This is a genomic window from Actinoplanes sp. NPDC049802 (assembly GCF_040656595.1).
Classification (GTDB): Bacteria; Actinomycetota; Actinomycetes; order Mycobacteriales; family Micromonosporaceae; genus Actinoplanes.
Genome location: NZ_JBFAMR010000081.1, coordinates 14,715 through 33,714, shown reverse-complemented (window position 1 = coordinate 33,714; position 19,000 = coordinate 14,715). Strand labels below are relative to the sequence as shown.

The following is a 19,000-nucleotide window of genomic DNA, read 5'->3' as shown; positions in this document are numbered from 1 at the left end:
CACCGCCTCGGACGCCTTGCCGCCGAACCCGATCGCGGCGAGCGCGGCCGCGCCGGTGAGCAGCACGGCGGCCAGGGCGCTGGTGCCGTCGATGTATACCGTGTCCCGCGTGCAGATCCGCCTCTGGTCCGTCGTCGAGGAGGCCGGGGCGCTCGCCGCCGCCGGGCCGCGGGCGAAGGTGCGCGGCGGGTCGGAGGAGTTGTTCGCGGTCGGCCCCGAGGGCACCGTGGTGATCACCCGGGGCGTGCGCACCGCCGAGGACCTGACCGTCACCGGACCGTTCGCGAGACTGGTCGAAGGCCGGCTGACCGGCGGCGACGACCTGCCGGTCCACGTGTTCGCCCGGCTACCGGACGGCTGCCTCGCGCTCGGCACCGCGCGGGTGACCGAGCTGGCCCGCCGCCGTGGCGTCCTGCAGCGGGCCGGTCTGCGGCTCCACCACCCGCTGCCACCGCATCTGCTGGAGATGATCCGGCCGGAGGGGCCGCCCGCCGGGGCCGGCTGGCTGGATCTGCTGCCGGACGATCCGGTCGGTGCGCTGCGGCTGTTCGTCGCGGACTGGTATGCCGACGTCCCGCCCGCCGAGCCGGCGCGGGCCGACGGGCTGCCCGGGCCGTTGCGCGCGTTCCACGAGGCGGCCGCCGGGCGCCCGGAGGTGTACGGCGGGTCGCTGCGTTTCCTGCCGGGGCCGCCGGCCGGCGGGCCGGACGGGACGCTGATCTTCGGCACCGCCGGGGACGGCACCTTCGACCTGCTGATGGAAGCCGGTTCGGAGGATCCGCCGGTCTACTACCACGGGCTGAGCGATCAGCCGTTGCGCGAGCGGGAGCGGCTTTCCGCGTACCTCATGATGTCGAGCCTGACCCGCGCGGCGATGGACGGTGGCGGCATGGCGTTCGTCGACCGGGCGCAGGCCCGGCGGATCGTGGCCCCGCTGCACCGGGTGCCGCTGCGGCCGCTGCGCTGGCCGTGCGGGCATTCGAGGCTGTACGCGGGACCGGACATGGTGGTGCTGGTCGGCGAGGACGACACCGACTGGCTGGAGGTGTACGTGGGCGCCCGCCACCGCTCGGCGCTGCGCCGGCTGCGGAGACTGGGCCTGGACTGGGCCTCGCTGGCGGACTGAGGAGCGGCTCCCCGGCCGGCGTGAAGGTCACGCCGGCCGGGAAGCGCATCGGGACGCCGGCCGGTGATTCACTCGCTGATCGCGTCGATCAGGTCGCCGACGGGACGGTCCGGCAGCGCCCGGGCCACGTCGGCGACCGCGACGATGCCGACCAGCTGATGGCCGTCGATGACCGGGAGCCGCCGCACCTTGTGATGGGCCATGGTGCGCAGGATCTCGGCGGCGTCGTCGTCGGCGCCGATGGTGACCGGCTTGCCCTGTGCGAACTCGCCGGCCGTCACATCGGCCGGGTTACGCCCCTTGGCCAGCGCCTTCACCACGATGTCCCGATCGGTCAGCATGCCGTGGAGCCGGTTGTCGGCGCCGCAGATCGGCAGCGATCCGACGTTCAGGTCGGCCATCTTGCGGGCCGCCTCGGCCAGAGACTCCTTCTCACCGGCGCAGGTGACGTCGTGGCTCATGATCTCGCGGGCGGTCGTCATGTAAATTCCCCTCTCTTGACGCAACAGTGTCGTAACAACGCGTACCCGCTTCAGAGCGAGGCAATCGTTGATGCGAATTCGCCGACGCGTTCCCGTGCCCCGGGCCCGGTGCCGTGCCGTTCGGACGGCGCTAGCCGCGGGGTGCGAACGCGTCCAGGGCGCCCGCCTGGCCGAGCAGGCGGTCGCGGGTGTCGTTGAGTTCCTCGATGGCGGCCCGCAGCGACTCGGTGCCGCGGACGTCACCGGCGATCGTCCGGGCGGCGGTCAGCACCTCGACGGTCGCGGCCATGGTGGCGGCGGCGTCGGTGAGCTTGCGGGCCATCTCCTCACGCAGGAGCAGCAGCAGCGGATCCACCGGTGGGCACCTCCGGGTACGGGCGGCCGGGCGGCCGCGTTCGAACGGAACCGATCGGCCGGACCCGGACGGCCCTGAGGTGACTCGCGCATTTCCTACACCGGCGCGGCCCGGATCCGATGAGCGGACCATGCACGTCTCGAGGTCCGCTCATCGCCGTATCGACCCGTCCCTGGTCGTGGCTCTCGGGCTCTTCCTGTTCGTGAACGGCTGGTTCGTCATCGGGCTGTTCCACGAGTGGCGGCACCCGATCGTCGCCTGGCTGGTCATGCCGGTGTTCTCGATGCTGGTGACCTACGAGTGCAGCCGGGTGGCCCGCTGCGCCGAGATCGACCGGGACACCCGCCGCTTCTGGACCCGGCTGGGTATCGCCTGCGGGATGCTGATTCCCGGGACGGCCAGCGCGATGTACGACGCCCTCGCGGGCCCGGTGCTGTCCCAGCAGATCGGCGTCCGCACCCAGCTGATCTTCGGGTTCTGCATGGGGTTCGTGCTCTACGCCCTGCTGCGGCTGCCGACCTGGCAGCGCACGTCCGGCGACTGGCTCCGGTTCGTCCTGGACACCGGGATCATCGTGCTCACCGCCGGTGTGCTGCTCTGGCACCTCTCGCTGAGCCGGATCGACTTCTCCGGCTCGCCGAACGCCACCCCGCGCGCGGTCATGGTGATCACCCTGGTGTCGGCGGTGTCGCTGGTCACCTTCGTGAAGGTGGCGTTCGCCGGGGCCGGACGGCTGGACCGGGGCGCCCTGCACATCCTCTCGGCCGGGGTGGGGCTGGCCGCGCTGACGGCGGCGGTGGCGCCGTTCATCGTCGACCGGCCGTACCTGTCCACCAGCCTGCTGGCGTTTCCGATGTCGCAGCTCACGGCGATCCTCGCGGCACGACGGCAGCTGCGGAACCGGAACCAGCCGCCGCCGGTCCGGCCGCCGGCACGGCGGTTCAGCATCGTGCCCTACCTGGCGGTGGCGCTGCTCTACGCGGCGGTGCTGCGGGTGGAGGTGCCGCGCGGTGGGGCCGAGATGGTGATGGCGCTGGCCGCCGCCGGTGCCACCGTGCTCGTCGTCCTCCGGCAGCTCACCACGCTGCGGGACAACGCCCGGCTGCTCGACACCGTGGACGCCAGTCTCAGTCAGCTTCAGGCGTACCAGAAGCAACTGGATCATCAGGTCTCGCACGACGCGCTCACCGGCATCGGCAACCGCTCGTCGTATGTCGAGGAGATCTCGGCGCGGCTCGCCGGCGGCGAGCCGTTCATGGTGGCGTTGCTCGATCTGGACGACTTCAAAACCGTCAACGACCGGTACGGGCACGGCACCGGCGACATCCTGCTCCAGACGATCAGCCGGCGACTGCGGGAGCGGCTGCGGTCCGAGGACACCGTGGCCCGGATCGGCGGTGACGAGTTCACCCTGCTGCTGCCCGGCCTGACCGAGGCCGAGACCGACACCCTGCTGCTCGAGCTGATGAGCGTGGTGCAGGCGCCGGTGCTCGACGGCGGGCTGGAGATGGCGCCGCGGATCAGCGTCGGCGTCACCGCGAGCCGGCCCGAGGACACCGCCTTGGAGTTGCTGCGCCGCGCCGACGTGGCGATGTACGCCGCCAAGAACGCGGGCGGCGGCCGCTGGACCTGGTTCGACCCGATCATGGACCAGATCGCCGACAACGACGCCCGGCTCGCCGCCGATCTGCGGCAGGCCATCGCCCGGGACGAGCTGTTCCTGCTCTACCAGCCGATCGTCGAGCTGCCGCACGGCCGGCTCACCGGCGTGGAGGCGCTGGTCCGCTGGCGTCACCCGGAGCGGGGCCTGATCTCACCCGCGATGTTCATCCCGCTCGCCGAGCGCAACGGCTACATCGTCGAGCTGGGCCGCTGGGTCCTGGAGCAGGCCGTGGCGCAGGCGGCCCGCTGGGAGCGCGAGCTGGGCCCGGACGCGCCCGGCAAGGTCAGCGTGAACGTGTCCGCGCGGCAGCTGGGCGAGCCGGGTTTCCCGGCCGAGATGGCGGCGCTGCTGTCGGCGGCCGGGCTGAACCCGGCCCGGCTGGTGGTCGAGGTGACCGAGACGGCGGTGCTCGGCACGGGGGTGGCCCTGGACGTGGTGCGGGCGCTGGCCGGGCAGGGCCTGAGCATCGCGCTGGACGACTTCGGCACCGGCCAGTCGTCGCTCAGTCTGCTGGTGGACTGCCCGGTGAGCTGGCTGAAGGTGGACAAGTCGTTCGTCGACGGGGTGACCACCCGCAGCCCGCAGGCGGTGATCGTGGACAGCCTGATCGGCATCACCGAGGGTCTGCGCATGCAGGCGGTGGCCGAGGGCGTGGAGACCGCTGAGCAGGCGGAACGTCTTTACCAGGCCGGTTACCGATTCGCCCAGGGATACCATTTCGCCCGCCCGTTGCCGGAATCCGACATCGAACTGATGATCGGCGTGGGAGAAACTCGACAATCTCAACTGACTTAGTAGACAAGGAAGGTGTTCGTCCGGCAGGCTGCGCCGCATGGATCCGATCATGGTGTTCGCCGGCCTGGGAGTCGGCATCATCGTCGGGCTCACCGGCATGGGCGGTGGCGCTCTGATGACGCCCATCCTCGTCCTCCTGTTCGGGGTGCATCCGGTCGCCGCCATCTCCAGCGACCTGGCCGCCAGCGCGATCATGAAACCGTTCGGTGGCTGGGTGCACGCCCGCCGCGGCACGGTGAACTGGCGCCTGGTCGGCTGGCTCTGCGCCGGCAGCATCCCGGCCGCCTTCCTCGGCGTGCTGCTGCTCAACCTGTTCGGCAGCGACGAGAGCGTCCAGCACGCCGTCAAGATCGCCCTGGGCGTGGCGCTGCTGCTGGCCGCCGGCGGGATGCTGCTCAAGGCCTGGACCGGACGGCGCAACGCGGACGGCCCGCCGGCCCCGATCATCGTCAAACCCGTGCCGACCGTGCTGATCGGCATCATGGGCGGCCTGGTCGTCGGCCTCACCTCGGTCGGCTCCGGCTCGCTGATCATCGTGGCGCTGCTGGCCCTCTACCCCAAGCTGCGCGCCAACGACCTGGTCGGCACCGACCTGATCCAGGCGGTGCCGCTGGTCACCGCGGCAGCGCTGGGGCACGCCTTCTTCGGCGACCTCCAGCTCGACATCGCCGGCGCGGTCATCCTCGGGTCCATCCCGGGTGTGCTGATCGGCTCCCGGATCTCGTCGCGAGCGCCGGGCGGGCTGGTCCGGTCCGCGCTGGTGATCGTGCTGCTGGCCAGCGCGCTCAAACTGTTCGACCTGCCCACACCGGTGGTCGGAGTGGTCGCCGCGGTTGCGGTCCTGGTCGCGGTCGGCATCGGTCTGTACGGCCGGGAGGCCCGGCAGAAAGAACTGGCAAAAACCGGTATCAGCTAATAACTCCCCCACGATCTGCCGAAATAGGGCAGCGTCGGCTATGGGGGTGCGGATGAACGTACGGCAGAAGCTGCTGGGTGGATATCTCCTGGTGGCGCTCATGGTGGGTGCCACCGCGCTGATCGCCTGGCAGGCCACCACGGCGTCGGCCGAGCGGGCCGCCGCGCTGGAGGCGGCCCGGCTGGCCCGCGGCATCGCCATGGACGTCGCGCTGGGCCTGGCGGTCGACACCGAGGACGAGGTGGTCTCGCCGCTCTACTACAGCCCCGAGGCGCTCGACAACTACCTCCAGCGCATGCACGAGACCCAGCAACGCGACGCCGTGGTGGTCGACTACGCCGAGTACATCCTCGGGGACGTGGTCAAGGAGAACATCGGGCACATCTTCGACCACGACCTCGGCAACGAGGTCGGCAGGACGATCGCCGACGGCGAGTCCCGGGTCTTCGTCGAGACCAGCAGCGACTATCCCGACGGCATCAAGCAGGTCGTGGTGCCGATGCGGAGCAAGGCCGGCAAGACGGTCGGCGCGATCATCGTCGAGTACACGCCGATCTACGACCAGATGATGGCCTCCACCCGCCCCGCCCAGCTGATCACCGTGGTCAGCGCCACCGTGGTGATGCTGCTGGTGCTCGCTCTCGGCGTCGGCATCACCGGCTCGGTGGTCCGCCGGATCACCTCGCTCACCACGGCCGTCCGCACCATCCGCGCCGGCGACTACTCGCTGCGGGTGCCACCGGACGGCCGCGACGAGATCGGCCGGCTGGCCCGCGCCTTCAACTCGATGGCCCAGCAGCTGGAACGCTCCGCCCGGGAGATCCTCGCCAAGGAGTACACCGACAGCATCCTGTCCAACGCCGGCGAAGGCATCTGCGGCATCGACCCGGCCGGCCGGATCGCCTTCGCCAACGAGGCGGCCGGGCGGATCACCGGCCTCGGCGCCGCCGGACTGCTGCAGCGCGAGGCCCGCGTGCTCTTCCCGGAGGCGGCCGGCGGCCTGGGCAGCGGCACCCGGGAAGGCCGCCTGCTGCGGCCGGACGCCACCACGGTCCGCGTCGAATACACGGTCAGCTCCATCGAGAAGGAAGGCCGGCCGATCGGCGCCGTGGTCGTGCTGCGTGACGTCACCCGGCAGCGCGACCTCGAACACGACCTGCGTCACCAGGCCCTGCACGACGGGCTCACCGGGCTGCCCAACCGCAAGCTGCTGCTCGACCGGCTGGACCACGCGCTCAACCGGTCCCGGGCGTCCGGCGAGCACATCGCCCTGCTCTACCTGGACCTGGACGGTTTCAAGCGGGTCAACGACAGCCTCGGGCACAACGCGGGGGACCTGCTTCTGCGTACCGCGGCGGAGCGGCTCAGCGCCGCCCTGCGCCCGCACGACACGGTGGCCCGTCTCGGCGGTGACGAGTTCGCCGTCCTGCTGGAGGGCGCCACCCCGCCGGTCGTCGAGGTGCTGGCCCGCGCCTGCCTGGACACCATCGCCCGGCCGTTCATGGTGCACGGCCGGGAGGCGGTGGTGACGGTCAGCGTCGGCGTCGTCCCGGACGCGGCCCGTTACACCGACGCCGACGAGGTGGTCCGCAACGCCGACGTCGCCATGTACGCCGCCAAGGACCTGGGCAAGAACCGTTTCATGGTGTTCGAGACCCGGATGCACGAACAGCTGCTGACCCGGCTCGACCAGGAGAACCGGCTGCGCGAGGCGGTGCACCGCGGCGAACTGCGACTGCACCTGCAACCGGTGGTCACGATCCCGGACGGCCACGTGACCGGCGCCGAGGCGCTGGTCCGCTGGCAGGACCCGCTGCGCGGACTCCAGCAGCCGGGCTCGTTCATCCCGCTCGCCGAGGAGACCGGCATGATCATCGAGATCGACCGGTGGATCCTCTTCGAGGCCTGCCGTACGCTGCGCCACTGGCAACTGGAGAGCCCGTGGACCGCGCCCGCCTGGGTCAGCGTCAACCTGTCCGCCGCGCACCTGGACCTGCCCGACCTCACCGACCACGTCGCCTACGCGCTGGCCACCACCGGGCTCTCCCCGCACTGCCTGGTGCTGGAACTCACCGAGACCGTGATGATGCGGGACGTGGCGGTCACCTCGGCCCGTCTCCAGGAGCTGCGCGACCTCGGCGTCCGGATCGCCATCGACGACTTCGGCACCGGCTACTCGTCGCTCGGCTACCTCCGCGACATCCCGGTCGACGTGCTGAAACTCGACCGCTCCTTCATCACCGGTCTGGCCGGCAACGGCCGGCAGCAGGAGCTGGTCACCGCCATCGTCCAGTTGGGCCACACCCTCGGCCTGCGGGTGGTCGCCGAAGGGGTCGAGGACGCCGAACAGCTCGCCCTGCTCACCGTGATGGGCTGCAAGTACGCCCAGGGTTACCACCTGGGCCGCCCCGAGCCGGCCTACCAGCTCTACGAGCGGCTCACCACGCCGGTGTTCAACACCTGACCCGGTACAGGTCGCGCAGCAGCATGATCTCGGCGCCGTGGTGGATGACCTCACGGTTGATGTGCAGGATCAGGGTCGCCATCGGCTCGGCGGCGTAGGCGCCCTCGGCCGGACCGCACGGGCGCGACAGCCCGCCGTCGCCCAGCGCGGTGACACCGGCCGACCAGGTGGCGTAGGCGGCGTCGAGCTGCTCCAGCGCCTCACCGGCGGTTCCCGCGTACGCGAAGCCCGGGTAGTCGGCGGGCGGTCCGCCGAAATGGGCGGCCGACCGGGCCCCGAACACGCCGACGATGATGTGGCCGAGCCGCCAGGCGATGGTGGTGACCGGCGGTGGGGACGGCTCCGGGTACTCCCAGTCGATGGTGAAGTCGCCACTCCCGGCCGCCATCGCCGCGGTGCTCGTGCCGCGCGGCCGCACGCTCCACGCGCCGGGCGCGGGCTCCCAGAAGTACTCGTCGTCGGTGAGGCCGTCGAGGCCCGGGCGCAGCTGATGACGCCAGTGGAAGTCGAGCTGCTCACGGAGATGCCGATTCCAGTCGAAGCTCATCACCCCACACTAGGGGGCCCGATCGGCCCGGCGCGGCCTCGCTGCCCGGAGTGGCGCGGAGATCGCGGTGCGCCACGGGACGGTCCAGGGTGTGCTCCGGCGGCGTACGGCGTACCGGAAAGGAAGCGCGGGAGAGACGCCTGGGGGTGACCGATGGAAACGGCCACCGCCCACCTCGGCAGGCGGGTGAGCGGTGGCCGTGATCGGGAGCTGAGCCGGGTCGGCGCCAGGGTGGAAGGGGTCCGGCGCCGACCCGGGGGTCAGCGGAACTGACCGGGAAGGATCAGCTCTGCACGAAGACGGAGACGGTCCGTGCGGGGACGGTCAGCGTTCCGGTGGCGGCCGCGAACGAGGCGGTACGCGTCACCGGGTCGGCCGAGGACTGCTGGACCGGGTGAAGGGTCACCTTCTTGCCGGCCAGCGCGGGCACCGTCTGGGTGGCCGCCGTGGCGCCGGCGTTGAAGACCACCGTGATCGACTTCCACTGCCGGTCCACGCCGCGGGCGTCGATCGTCATGGTGATCACGCCGGCGGTCTCCTTGGCGCCGGAGAGCGGGAAGGACACCCGCTTCTGCACCTGCGAGCCGGTGGCCAGACCGAACGCCGGGCTGGACTTCCGGATCCTGAGCAGCTCCTGGTAGAGGTTGTTGCTCAGGTTCATCGAGGCGCAGTCCGGCACCAGGGCCGGGTCGGCCAGCAGCGGCTTGGCGTAGGCGTACTTCGACTCGTTGTCCGCCTTGGGCGGCAGACCCCTGCCGAAACCGTTGCCCTGCGTGCAGTCCCAGATGATCTGGTTGAACCAGTCGCCGGAGTTGAACGAGTTCCGGTCCAGCGACTTGGAGCGGAGGATCTCGCTGCCCGCGGTCACGAAGCCCGCGCCCTGGCCGAGCACCGTGGTGGCCAGCGCCACCGACTGGGCCCGCGCCCGGTCCGCGGCCGTGGTGGCCTGCGGCAGCTTGTACGCCATCGCGTCGTACAGGATCTCGTTGTCGTGCGCGTCGACGTAGGTGATGACCTCGCCCGGGTCCTGCGTGTAGCCGGCCGGGGCGCCGTTGTAGTCGACCTGCGAGCCCTTGACCACGGCCCCCGACGAGTCGGTGAACGTGTAGTCCGCCAGGTTGCCGGTCAGACCGACCTTGATCAGGTCCTGGTAGTGCAGCAGGCGCGCCTTCTGCTCCGCCTCGGTGCCGTTGACCGCGTCGCCGTTGGGGGCGCCGGCCAGGCCGGTCGCGAAGCCCTGGATGCGCGGGTTGTTGTCGAACGGGCCGCCGCCGCGGACCGCGTCACGGAGCCGGTCGTTGAACGTGCCGATCCCGGTGCCGCCCATGTTGAGCTGGGTGGCCTGGATGAAGCGGGCGTCGTTCGCCACCTCGCCGAAGTTCCAGCCCTCGCCGTACACGTAGATGTTCCGGCCGTCGACACCGTCCTTGGCGAGCGTGAGCTTGTCCAGGGCGCGGCGCACCGCCAGCATGTTCTCCTTCGGGTGGTGGCCCATCAGGTCGAAGCGGAAACCGTCGACCTTGTACGCCTTCGCCCACGTGACGATCGAGTCGACCACGAGTTTGCCCATCATCGCGTTCTCCGGCGCGGTGTTGGCGCAGCAGGTGGAGTTGGCGACGGTCCCGTCGTCGAGCAGCCGGTGGTAGTAGCCGGGCACGATCTGGTCGAGCACCGACTTGGCGTCCGTGCCGGCGGCCGAGGTGTGGTTGTAGACGACGTCCATGACGACCCGCAGGCCGGCCTGGTTGACGCCCGCCACCATCGCGCGGAACTCCTTGGTCCGCTGGTCGGGCTCGACCGCGTAGCCGCCCTCGGGGACGGTGTAGTGCAGCGGGTCGTAACCCCAGTTGTAGCCGTCGGTGGCGGCCACCTTCTCGATGCAGGCCTGCTGCTGGTCCGAGTCGGCGGGCAGCGACGCCAGGTCACAGGCGGGCTGCTGCTGGTCGGCACGCTTCTCCGGGATGGTGGCGAAGTCGAACGCCGGCAGCAGGTGCAGGTGGGTGACCCCGGCCTCGCCCAGCTCGGCCAGGTGCTTCATGCCCGCGCTGTCCTTCCGGGTGAAGGCGCTGAACGTGCCCCGCTCGGCGGCGGGAACCGACGCGTCGGCCATCGAGAAGTCCCGGACCGACAGCTCCGAGATCTGGATCTTCGCGGGGGCGGTGGCGGCCGGCTTGCGCAGACCCGCCCAGCCGGCCGGCGCGAGCGCCGGGTCGGACAGGCTGACGAACCGGCTGCGGGTCGAGTCGGCGGTGAGCGCGACCGAGTACGGGTCGGTGACCGACGCGGTGACCACCTTCCGCGCGGCCGGCTGCCACGCGGTCACCCGGAACTTGTAGAACTTGCCGGCCCAGTCGCCGCGGCCGGACCAGACGCCGGTGCGGTCGTCGCGGGTCAGCTTCGCCAGGGCCGGGGTGGCCTGGCCGGCGGTGTCGTAGACCTCGAGTTCGACGGCGCGGGCGGTCGGCGCCCACACCGCGACGCTCGCCTTCCTGCCGCTGACGACCGGGCCGAGGGTGGCGCCGGTGGCTTCGTCGCCGTAGACGTCGTCGAGGACACCGGACAGCTGGACGCCGGTGGCCGAGAGCAGCTTGCCGGCGGCGTCGCGCTCGGTCACCACGACCTGGCTCCGCAAGACCTCTGCAAGATCTTTCTTGGCGGTACGGAACGCGCCGTACTGCCACAGGTGCGGGAACCTCTCGCGCTGCGCCTCGGTGAGCCCGTTGCGCTGCGCGGACAGGGTGACCGACTGGTACGTCCCGGTCAGCTCGCCGTCCTTGACGCCGATCCCGCCGTCGGGCGACCAGACCAGGTCGTAGACCTTGCCGTCGGTGCCGGCGCCGACCGGCTCCAGGGAGGTGCCGGTGCCGGTCTTCCAGGCCACCGTGCCCCGGTCCAGCCAGACCGCGCGGGACTTGGCGATGTCGATCTCGCCGGCCCCGGAGGCCGTCTTGACCAGCGGCAGCAGGCGGGTCTCCTGACCGCCCAGCAGCCAGACCTCGCGGCCCGCCTTGGCGAAGTCGAGAGACTGGTCGGTGGGCAGGTCCTTCTCGTCGCCGCGGTGGATGATGTAGCTCAGCGAGGTCGCCCCGGCCGCGAGCGGGACCTCGAAGACCGCGCCGTAGGAGTCGATCCGGGCCGGCAGGAGCGGGGTCGCCCAGTCGGTCGGGTTGGCGGCGCCGGCCCAGACGTGCAGGCCCCAGCCGTCGTAGTTCCCGTCGGCCTTGCGCCAGTGCAGGATCGCCTTGTTCGGGTCCTGTGCCGGGTCGGGCTCGCCGGTGGCGGCCTGCCGGGAGGTGTAGACCTTGGCGTCGCCCTGCTTGATCCAGATCTCCGGGTTCTCGCCGACGTTGATGGTCCGGTCCGCGTCGACGTCCTTGTCTCCGTTGTCGTCGACCACGATGAACCCGACGCTCTTCGCGCCCGGCTTGAGCTTCACGTAGGCGAAGCGGCCGTACGAGTCCTCGCCGACGAACTGCTGACCGTTGGGCCAGCTGGTGGTCATCGACGGGTCGACGTCGCCCCACACGTACAGGTTCTGGTCGTCGTAGCCGCCCTCGGGGCGCTGGTAGTGCACGACCGCGTAGCCGGCGGTGGAGGTGGCCTCCGGGGTGCCGACGGTGATGTCCACGGTCGAGGACGCGAGGCGTCCCTTGCTGTCCCGCACCACTGCCTTGTACCGCACCGGGGTGTCCCCGGCCAGTCCGGTCAGGTCGTGGTAGACCCGGTACGGGGCCTTGTCAGCGGTGCCGAGCAGCTTCCACCGGCCGTTGCCGGCCTGGGCCGCGAAGGTCACCGTCGACAGCGGGTCACCGGTGACGTCGGCCACGATCTCGGTACGGGTGGGAACCGACGCGCCCGGCTTGGGGCCGCTGATGCTCACGGTCGGGGCCGCGGCCGGCACGGCGATCGTCGCGCCCGCCTTGAGGACGACCGACGACAGCGCCGGAACCGTGATGGTGATCTTGCCGTCGGCGCCCGAGGTGACCGCGGTCGCGCCGCCGTAGATCCCGGCGAACGTGGCGTTCGGCGTCCCGGTGGCGAAGCTGACGGTCTGCGCGGTGGTGGCGTTGTTGGACGCGACCACGTACTCCGCGCGCTTCGCCTTGTCCAGCCGGGAGGCCGCGAAGACGCCCTGGCCCTCGGCCGCGTACCGGGTGACCTGGGTGCCGGTGACCAGCGCCGGGTTCGCCTTGCGCAGCTTCGCCAGCGCCGCGATGGTCTGGTAGACCGGGTGCGACGTGTTGTAGTTGTCCACCGCGTGGGTGCTGTCGGTGCCGATCAGGTCGTCGTCCAGGTAGTCCGCCGACTTGCTGGCGTACAGGTCCTGGCGGGCGTCCTTGTCGCCGCCCGGGCCGGTGAAGCCCTGCTCGTCACCGGAGTAGACGACCGGCTGGCCACGGGTGAGGAACATTAGCTCGTGGGCGAGCTGGTCACGCTTGAGCTGGGTCTCGGCGGTCGCCGCGGAGGCGATGAAGGAGCCGATCCGGCCCATGTCGTGGTTGCCGAGGAAGGTCGGCAGCCGGTCCGCGCCGGTGTCGCGGGCGGTGTAGAGGTCGTCCTTGGCGTACATGGCGGACAGCGCGTCGGCGCCGCTGTTGCCGGTGACGAAGCCGCGCGCCGCCTCCTGGAACGAGAAGTCCAGGGTGGCGGGCAGGTTGCCCTCCCGCACGTAGGTCGACTGGATCTCCTGGTCGGCGCTGTAGACCTCGCCGAACATGAAGAAGTCGTCCTTGCCGGCCTTCTTCGCGGCCTTCTCGACGCCGGGCGCCCACTGCTGCCAGAACTCCAGGTTGGAGTGCTTGACGGTGTCGAGACGGTAGCCGTCGATGCCGGTGTCCTCGACCCAGTCCGAGTAGATCTTCGTCATGCCCTCGACCACCTCGGGACGCTCGGTGAAGAGGTCGTCGAGGCCGTAGAAGTCACCGTACTCGCTGTTCTCGCCGGCGAACGTGGAGTCGCCGCGGTTGTGGTACATGTTCACGTCGTTCAGCCACGACGGAACCTTCACCTTGCTGTCCGCCGTGTTGCCGAACACCGGGGTGTACGGGTACGACGTGGCGTCCGTCTCCGGGAAGGCGCCCGAGGTCGCGTAGTTGCGGTCCTCGAACGGCTGCCCGTCGGTGTCGGTGTACGGGGAGTCCGCCTTCTCGACGTACGTGTACTTGTTCTCCGCGTACTTGATGACGTCCGCGGTGTGGTTGACGATGATGTCCAGGTAGATCTTCATGCCGCGCTGGTGCGCGAGCTTGACCAGCTTCTTCAGGTCCGCGTTGGTGCCGAAGTGCGGGTCGACCTGGGTGAAGTCGGTGATCCAGTAGCCGTGGTAGCCGGCCGAGACGTCGTTGCCGGTGCCCTGCACGGGACGGTTCTTGAAGACCGGGGCGAGCCAGATGGCGGTGGTGCCGAGACCCTGGATGTAGTCCAGCCGGTCCATCACGCCTTTGAGGTCGCCGCCGTGGTAGAAGCCTTTGTCGGCCGGGTCGTACCCGGTCGCCAGGCGGTCGCCGGAGAGGCCGCCCTTGTCGTTCCTGGTGTCACCGTTGGCGAACCGGTCCGGGAGCACGAAGTAGAACTGTTCGCTCTTGGCCGGCTGGTCCGAGCCCCACTGGGCGATCACGGCGTCACTGGGAACGGAAGGAGCCGCGACGGCGGTGGAGGCCGGCACGGCGACGAGTGGGAGGAAGAGGCTGAGCAGCGCGGCGCCCAGCCTCAGACGGCGGTGTAGGGGTTTTCTCGGTGCCACTGCGCACCCTTCCGATTCGGTGGTATCGGATCGACTGATATATATTTCCAGCACCGCCCCGGCGTGGACGCCGCCCGATCGACTCCGTAGTGTGATCATGGGTCGGCCCGCCGATCCGGGGCACGTTTCGTCGAACGATCAACGTGTGTCGCTCTTGTTGCCGGGACGTTAGCAAGGTCTTGCATGGAATGGAAGGCCTTTCAGGACCATGCCGAGCAGACATCGGACCACTAGAGTGAGACCATGCGTGCGCGAATGGCCGATATCGCCAAACAGGCTCAGGTCAGTGAGGCGACGGTGTCGCGTGTCATTAATGACCGCCCCGGCGTCTCAGCTGAAACTCGACAAGCGGTTCTGACCGCACTGGACGTCCTCGGGTACGAACGACCCGAAAGATTGCGCAAGCGCAGCGCCGGCCTCGTCGGCCTGGTGGTCCCCGAGCTGGACAACCCGATCTTCCCGGCCTTCGCCCAGGTGATCGAGTCGACGCTCGCCCAGCACGGCTACACGCCGGTGCTGTGCACTCAGTCACCCGGCGGCGTCACCGAGGACGAGTACGTCGAGATGCTCCTCGACCGGCAGGTCTCCGGCATCATCTTCATCTCCTCACTCTCCGCCGACACCACCTCGGACCGCTCCCGTTATCAGCGGCTGCTCGACCGGCCGCTGCCGATCGTGCTGGTCAACGGCTACGCCAAGGAGCTCGAGGCGCCCTTCGTGTCGTGCGACGACCGGGTCGCCGGCGAGCTGGCGGTCGGTCATCTGGTGGCGCTCGGGCACCGGCGGATCGGCATGATCTCCGGCCCCAACCGGTTCATCAACACCCAGCGCAAGCTCCAGGGCTACCGGACCGCGATGAAGCGTGAGATGGGCCTCTCCGACGCCGGGGTGGACGAGCTGATCTCGCTCACGCTGTTCGGCGTGGAGGGCGGCGAGGTGGCCGCTGACCGGCTGCTGAACAAAGGTGTGACCGGGATCATCTGCGCCTCGGACATGATGGCGCTGGGCGCGATCCGGGCCGCCCGGCGGCGTGGCCTGCGGGTTCCCGAGGAGGTGTCGGTCATCGGCTTCGACGACTCGGCGCTGATCCCGTTCACCGACCCGCCCCTGACCACGCTGCGCCAGCCGGTCGCCGCGATGGCGGTGGCCGCGGTCCGCTCCCTGGTCGACGAGATCAACGGGCACGGGGCGCCGCACTCGGAGTACCTTTTCCACCCCGAGCTGGTGGTTCGCAACTCGACGGCGATCGCTCCGATCCGCTCGGAGGTCGCGGTCGCCACCACAGTCGCCTGACCGAAAAGGTACGGATGGCGGCCGAGCCGCCGTCCGTACCTCGTGAGAGCGTTCTCTCGGATTGGGCAAAGACGTCCAGGCGCCTACCGGAATCGGTGGGCGCCTGGACGGAATTCGTTTAGCGAATCAGCCCTTCGTGCCGCCGGCGGTAAGACCGGACACGAGATGCTTCTGGGCGAAGAGGAATACGATTCCGGCCGGGATCGTCACCAGAATGGCCGCCGCGGTGAGGTATTCCCACTGCGGATTGAACTGCGGCACGAACTGGCGCATCCCGTAGGCCAGGGTGAACTTGTCGTCGGTCTGAATGAAGGCCGACGCGTAGGCCACCTCACCCCAGGCGGTGAGGAAGGTGTAGAAACCGGTCACCGCGATCGCCGGGCGGGCCAGCGGCAGGATCACCGTCCAGAACGTGCGGAACGGGCCGCAGCCGTCCAGTGACGCCGCCTCGTCGAGCGAGGTCGGAATCGAGTCGAAGTAGCCCTTGAGCATCCAGGCGCAGAACGGCACCGCGATCGTCAGGTACGCGATGACCAGCGACGGCAGTGTGTTGATCAGACCGAGGTTGGCCATGATCGTGTAGATCGGCACGATCAGGATGGCCACCGGGAACATCTGGGTGACCAGGAAGACCATCATCAGCGGCCGGCGGCCCGGGAAGTTGAACCGGGACATGGCGTAGCCGGTGGTGGCCGAGAAGAAGATGCCCAGGAGCATCGTGAACGCCGCCACCACCACCGAGTTGAGGAACCACTGCGGGAAGTTGGTGTCGAACAGCACGTACTCGTAGTTGGCCAGGGTCGGGTCCTTGACCAGGGTGAGCTCACTGCTCTGCACGGCGTACCCGGGCTTGAACGAGGAGAGCAGCACCCAGACGATCGGGCCGATCGCGATGACCGAGGCCACGATCATGGTGGCGTGCAGCCCGATCGAGGCGGCGACGCTGCGCCGGCCGCGCCGCGGCTTGTTGACGGGCGCCTCGGTCGGCGTCGGCGCCGGGAACGCCGTGATCGGCGGAGTGGTCGTCATCTGAGCCATGTCACCAGACCTCGCCTTGCTTGCGCAGCACCCGCCGGTAGAAGACCGAGAAGATGAGCAGGATCGAGAGGATCAGCACGCCATAGGTGGAGGCGAGCGAGTAGTTCCGGATACCCTCGAAGGCTGCCCGGAAGGCACCGGTGACCAGGATCTCGGTCTGGCCGGCCGGTTGTCCCTCGGTCACCAGGAAGATGATCGGGAACATGTTGAAGGTCCAGATGGTGCCGAGCAGGATCACCGTCATGCTGACCGGGCGCAGGCCCGGCAGGGTGATGTTGCGGAACCGCTGCCACGGCGAGGCGCCGTCGATCTCGGCCGACTCGTAGAGCTCCTCGGGGATGCTCTGCATGCCGCCGAGCAGGGCCACCATCATGAACGGGACACCGAGCCAGATGTTCGTGACCACCGCCGTGAACATCGAGGTCCAGCGGCTGTCGAACCAGGCGACCGGATCGACGCCGACCCACCCGAGCATCGAGTTGATCACGCCGAAGCGCTCGTTGAACAGGAACTTCCAGGCGAAGGCGCTGACGAACGCGGGGACCGCCCAGGGCAGCACGAGCAGCACCCGGTAAAGGCCGCGGAACCGCATCCGGCGGTTGATCATGACGGCCAGGCCGAGGCCGAGACCGTAGTGGAAGGCCACCCCGACGACCGTCCACACCAGGGTGTTCGCGGTCCACATCCAGAACTCGCCGACCTTGCCGGTGAGGACGTTGACGTAGTTGTCGAGGCCCACGAACGACCAGGCGTTCGGGTTCTCCTTACAGACCTCGCCACCGGTGATGGACTTGGTGCAGATCTCGGCGAGCTGGTTGGCCTCGGTCTGGTTGGTGAACGAGATCCAGAAGCCGTTGATCAGGGGATAGAAGATCAGGATCGCCAGGACGAGGACGACGGGCACGACCATCGCCCACGCCGACCAGTTCTTGTCCCAGCTCCGCCGCAACTTCGTCGGCAGTCCGACGCGGCCCGGCGCCGGGTCGGCGGTCACAGTGCTCATCAGCTGTGCTCCATGGGGGGAACGACTGCGGGCGCCGGCCCGTGCGGGCCGGCGCCTGCTTCAATCGGTCAGTTGGTGGCGTAGGACGGGACGACCTCGGCCTTGTACTTCTTGGCCACGGCGTCGAGCGAAGCCTTGGCGTCCTTGTTCTGGATCAGGACCTCGGTGGCCATCTGGTCCAGCGGGCCGAAGAACTGGCCACCCTCGGGGATCCACGGGCGGCTGACAGCGGCCTCGGCGACCGGCTTGAAGGCGGAGATGACCGCGTTGCTCTTCACCGACGCGACGTCGTAGGCCGACTTGCGGGTGGGCAGGACGCCCAGCTTGTCGGCGATGAACGCCTGCGACTCGGCCGAGCTCAGGAACTTGACGAACGCGACGGCGGCGGCGGCCTTCTCCTGCGGAACGCCGGACCAGATCACGTAGTTGTGGCCGCCGATCGGGGCGCCGGCCTTCGCGGAACCGGCCGGGACCGGGGCGATGCCGAGGTTCTCGACGCCACCGAAGGACGGGGCGGTCTTGATGTTGTTGACCTCCCACGGGCCGTTGATGATGAAGGCGACCTTCTTCTCCTTGAAGAGGGTCATCATCGTGCCGTAGGAGTCGGTGGCCGACGGCTTGACCGAGGCGCCGCTGTCGATCAGGTCCTTCGCGATCTTGAGGCCCGCGACGTTCTGCTCGGAGTTGACCACGATCTTCTTGTTCGCGGTGTCGACCAGGTCACCGCCCTCGCCGTACATGAACGGCAGCGTGAAGTAGCCGGCGGCGTTGACGTACAGGCCGTCGACGCCGGTCTTCTTCTTGACGGTCTGGGCGGCGGTCTTCAGGTCGGCCCACGTCTTCGGCACCTCGACGCCGGCCTTCTCGACGAGCTCCTTGTTGTAGAGCAGGGCGAGGCTGTCGGTGACCTGCGGTACGCCGTAGGTCTTGCCGTCGAACTTGTTGGACGCCATCGGGGCGGCCAGGTAGTCCGACTCGTCGGCGAGCAGCTCCGAGCCGTCCAGCGAGTACAGGTAGCCCAGAGAGGCGAACTCGGGCACCCAGGCGACCTCGGCGCGGAGGATGTCCGGCGCGCCGGTCTTCGCGGCGGCGGCGGTCTTGAACTTGTTCTGCGCCTCGGCGAACGGCACCGACTGGTAGTTGATCTTGACGTTCGGGTACGTCTTGTTGAAGTTGGCGATCAGCTCCTGGAAGGCCGGGCCCTCGTTCTTCGCGTCCGAGGTGTCCCACCACGTGAGCTCGGCGGACAGGGAAGCCGGGTCGGCCGCCTTGTTCTCCGTGGAGCCCGACTTCTCCTCGCCGCCGCAGGCGGCGATCGTGAAGGCGAGGGCGACGGAGGTGAGTGCGGCGAGTCCCTTGTTTATGCGACGCATGTTGCGCTCCTTGACTACCTGCTGGGGTTCGACCGGACGGTAGCAAGAAGTTTCGGGCTTAGAAACCCCTTGCGAACGAACTTGCAACCTGACCGCCGCGAGAAACCGCACGATCCCGACATCGCGGGCGCTAAAGGTGGCTCTAGCTGCTGTTCTGTTACCTACCGGATCGGCTTGCGGAACATGATGGTCATGGAAACGG

General features: G+C 69.4%; 12 protein-coding genes. 5 read left to right on the top strand and 7 right to left on the bottom strand.

All coding sequences use genetic code 11. From position 1 onward, the window contains the following. Positions 1 to 1,126 (top strand): hypothetical protein (locus tag AB0I88_RS34855; RefSeq protein WP_361034743.1); only part of this gene is annotated, 1,126 nt, incomplete at its 5' end. A gap of 68 nt (positions 1,127 to 1,194) precedes the next feature. Here AB0I88_RS34855 and AB0I88_RS34850 read toward each other — a convergent pair. Beyond that, a complete protein-coding gene (locus tag AB0I88_RS34850) occupies positions 1,195 to 1,608 on the bottom strand; it encodes a CBS domain-containing protein (RefSeq protein ID WP_361034740.1) in 414 nt (137 codons plus the stop codon). Positions 1,609 to 1,738: 130 nt separating this feature from the next. Next, positions 1,739 to 1,963, bottom strand: a complete 225-nt coding sequence (locus AB0I88_RS34845) for a hypothetical protein (RefSeq protein WP_361034737.1) — start codon at positions 1,961 to 1,963, stop codon at positions 1,739 to 1,741. A gap of 130 nt (positions 1,964 to 2,093) precedes the next feature. On the opposite strand from AB0I88_RS34845, the gene AB0I88_RS34840 reads away from it, so the two are divergent. The 3 genes from AB0I88_RS34840 to AB0I88_RS34830 are packed head-to-tail and all read left to right on the top strand — an operon-like array spanning position 2,094 to position 7,801. Then, on the top strand, positions 2,094 to 4,421 hold the full coding sequence (locus tag AB0I88_RS34840; RefSeq protein WP_361034734.1) for a bifunctional diguanylate cyclase/phosphodiesterase: 2,328 nt from the start codon (positions 2,094 to 2,096) through the stop codon (positions 4,419 to 4,421). 37 nt (positions 4,422 to 4,458) lie between these two features. Then, positions 4,459 to 5,337: a sulfite exporter TauE/SafE family protein gene (locus tag AB0I88_RS34835; RefSeq protein WP_361034731.1), complete on the top strand. Its 879-nt coding sequence runs from the start codon at positions 4,459 to 4,461 to the stop codon at positions 5,335 to 5,337. Positions 5,338 to 5,389: 52 nt separating this feature from the next. Next, on the top strand, positions 5,390 to 7,801 hold the full coding sequence (locus AB0I88_RS34830; RefSeq protein ID WP_361034728.1) for an EAL domain-containing protein: 2,412 nt from the start codon (positions 5,390 to 5,392) through the stop codon (positions 7,799 to 7,801). On the opposite strand, the gene AB0I88_RS34825 is transcribed toward AB0I88_RS34830, so the two are convergent. Then, positions 7,791 to 8,348 (bottom strand): DinB family protein, encoded by a 558-nt coding sequence (locus AB0I88_RS34825; RefSeq protein ID WP_361034725.1) that lies wholly within the window; start codon positions 8,346 to 8,348, stop codon positions 7,791 to 7,793. The two genes, AB0I88_RS34830 and AB0I88_RS34825, sit on opposite strands and share 11 nt — an antisense overlap. A 283-nt stretch (positions 8,349 to 8,631) precedes the next feature. Then, complete coding sequence (gene pulA / locus AB0I88_RS34820; protein ID WP_361034722.1) at positions 8,632 to 14,091, bottom strand: pullulanase-type alpha-1,6-glucosidase; 5,460 nt, start codon at positions 14,089 to 14,091, stop codon at positions 8,632 to 8,634. Positions 14,092 to 14,334: 243 nt separating this feature from the next. Here pulA and AB0I88_RS34815 point away from each other — a divergent pair, with 243 nt between their 5' ends. After that, entirely contained in the window at positions 14,335 to 15,384 is a 1,050-nt protein-coding gene (locus AB0I88_RS34815) for a LacI family DNA-binding transcriptional regulator (RefSeq protein ID WP_361034719.1), read from the top strand. A gap of 126 nt (positions 15,385 to 15,510) precedes the next feature. On the opposite strand, the gene AB0I88_RS34810 is transcribed toward AB0I88_RS34815, so the two are convergent. The 3 genes from AB0I88_RS34810 to AB0I88_RS34800 all read right to left on the bottom strand — a co-directional run bounded on the left by AB0I88_RS34810 (position 15,511) and on the right by AB0I88_RS34800 (position 18,798). After that, positions 15,511 to 16,296 (bottom strand): sugar ABC transporter permease, encoded by a 786-nt coding sequence (locus AB0I88_RS34810; protein ID WP_361034746.1) that lies wholly within the window; start codon positions 16,294 to 16,296, stop codon positions 15,511 to 15,513. A gap of 127 nt (positions 16,297 to 16,423) precedes the next feature. Continuing rightward, positions 16,424 to 17,425, bottom strand: a complete 1,002-nt coding sequence (locus AB0I88_RS34805; protein ID WP_361034716.1) for a sugar ABC transporter permease — start codon at positions 17,423 to 17,425, stop codon at positions 16,424 to 16,426. A 68-nt stretch (positions 17,426 to 17,493) separates the two neighbouring features. Continuing rightward, the gene (locus AB0I88_RS34800) at positions 17,494 to 18,798 is read right to left on the bottom strand and encodes an extracellular solute-binding protein (protein WP_361034713.1); all 1,305 of its coding nucleotides are present in this window, start codon (positions 18,796 to 18,798) and stop codon (positions 17,494 to 17,496) included. Between the last annotated feature and the right edge of the window lie 202 nt (positions 18,799 to 19,000).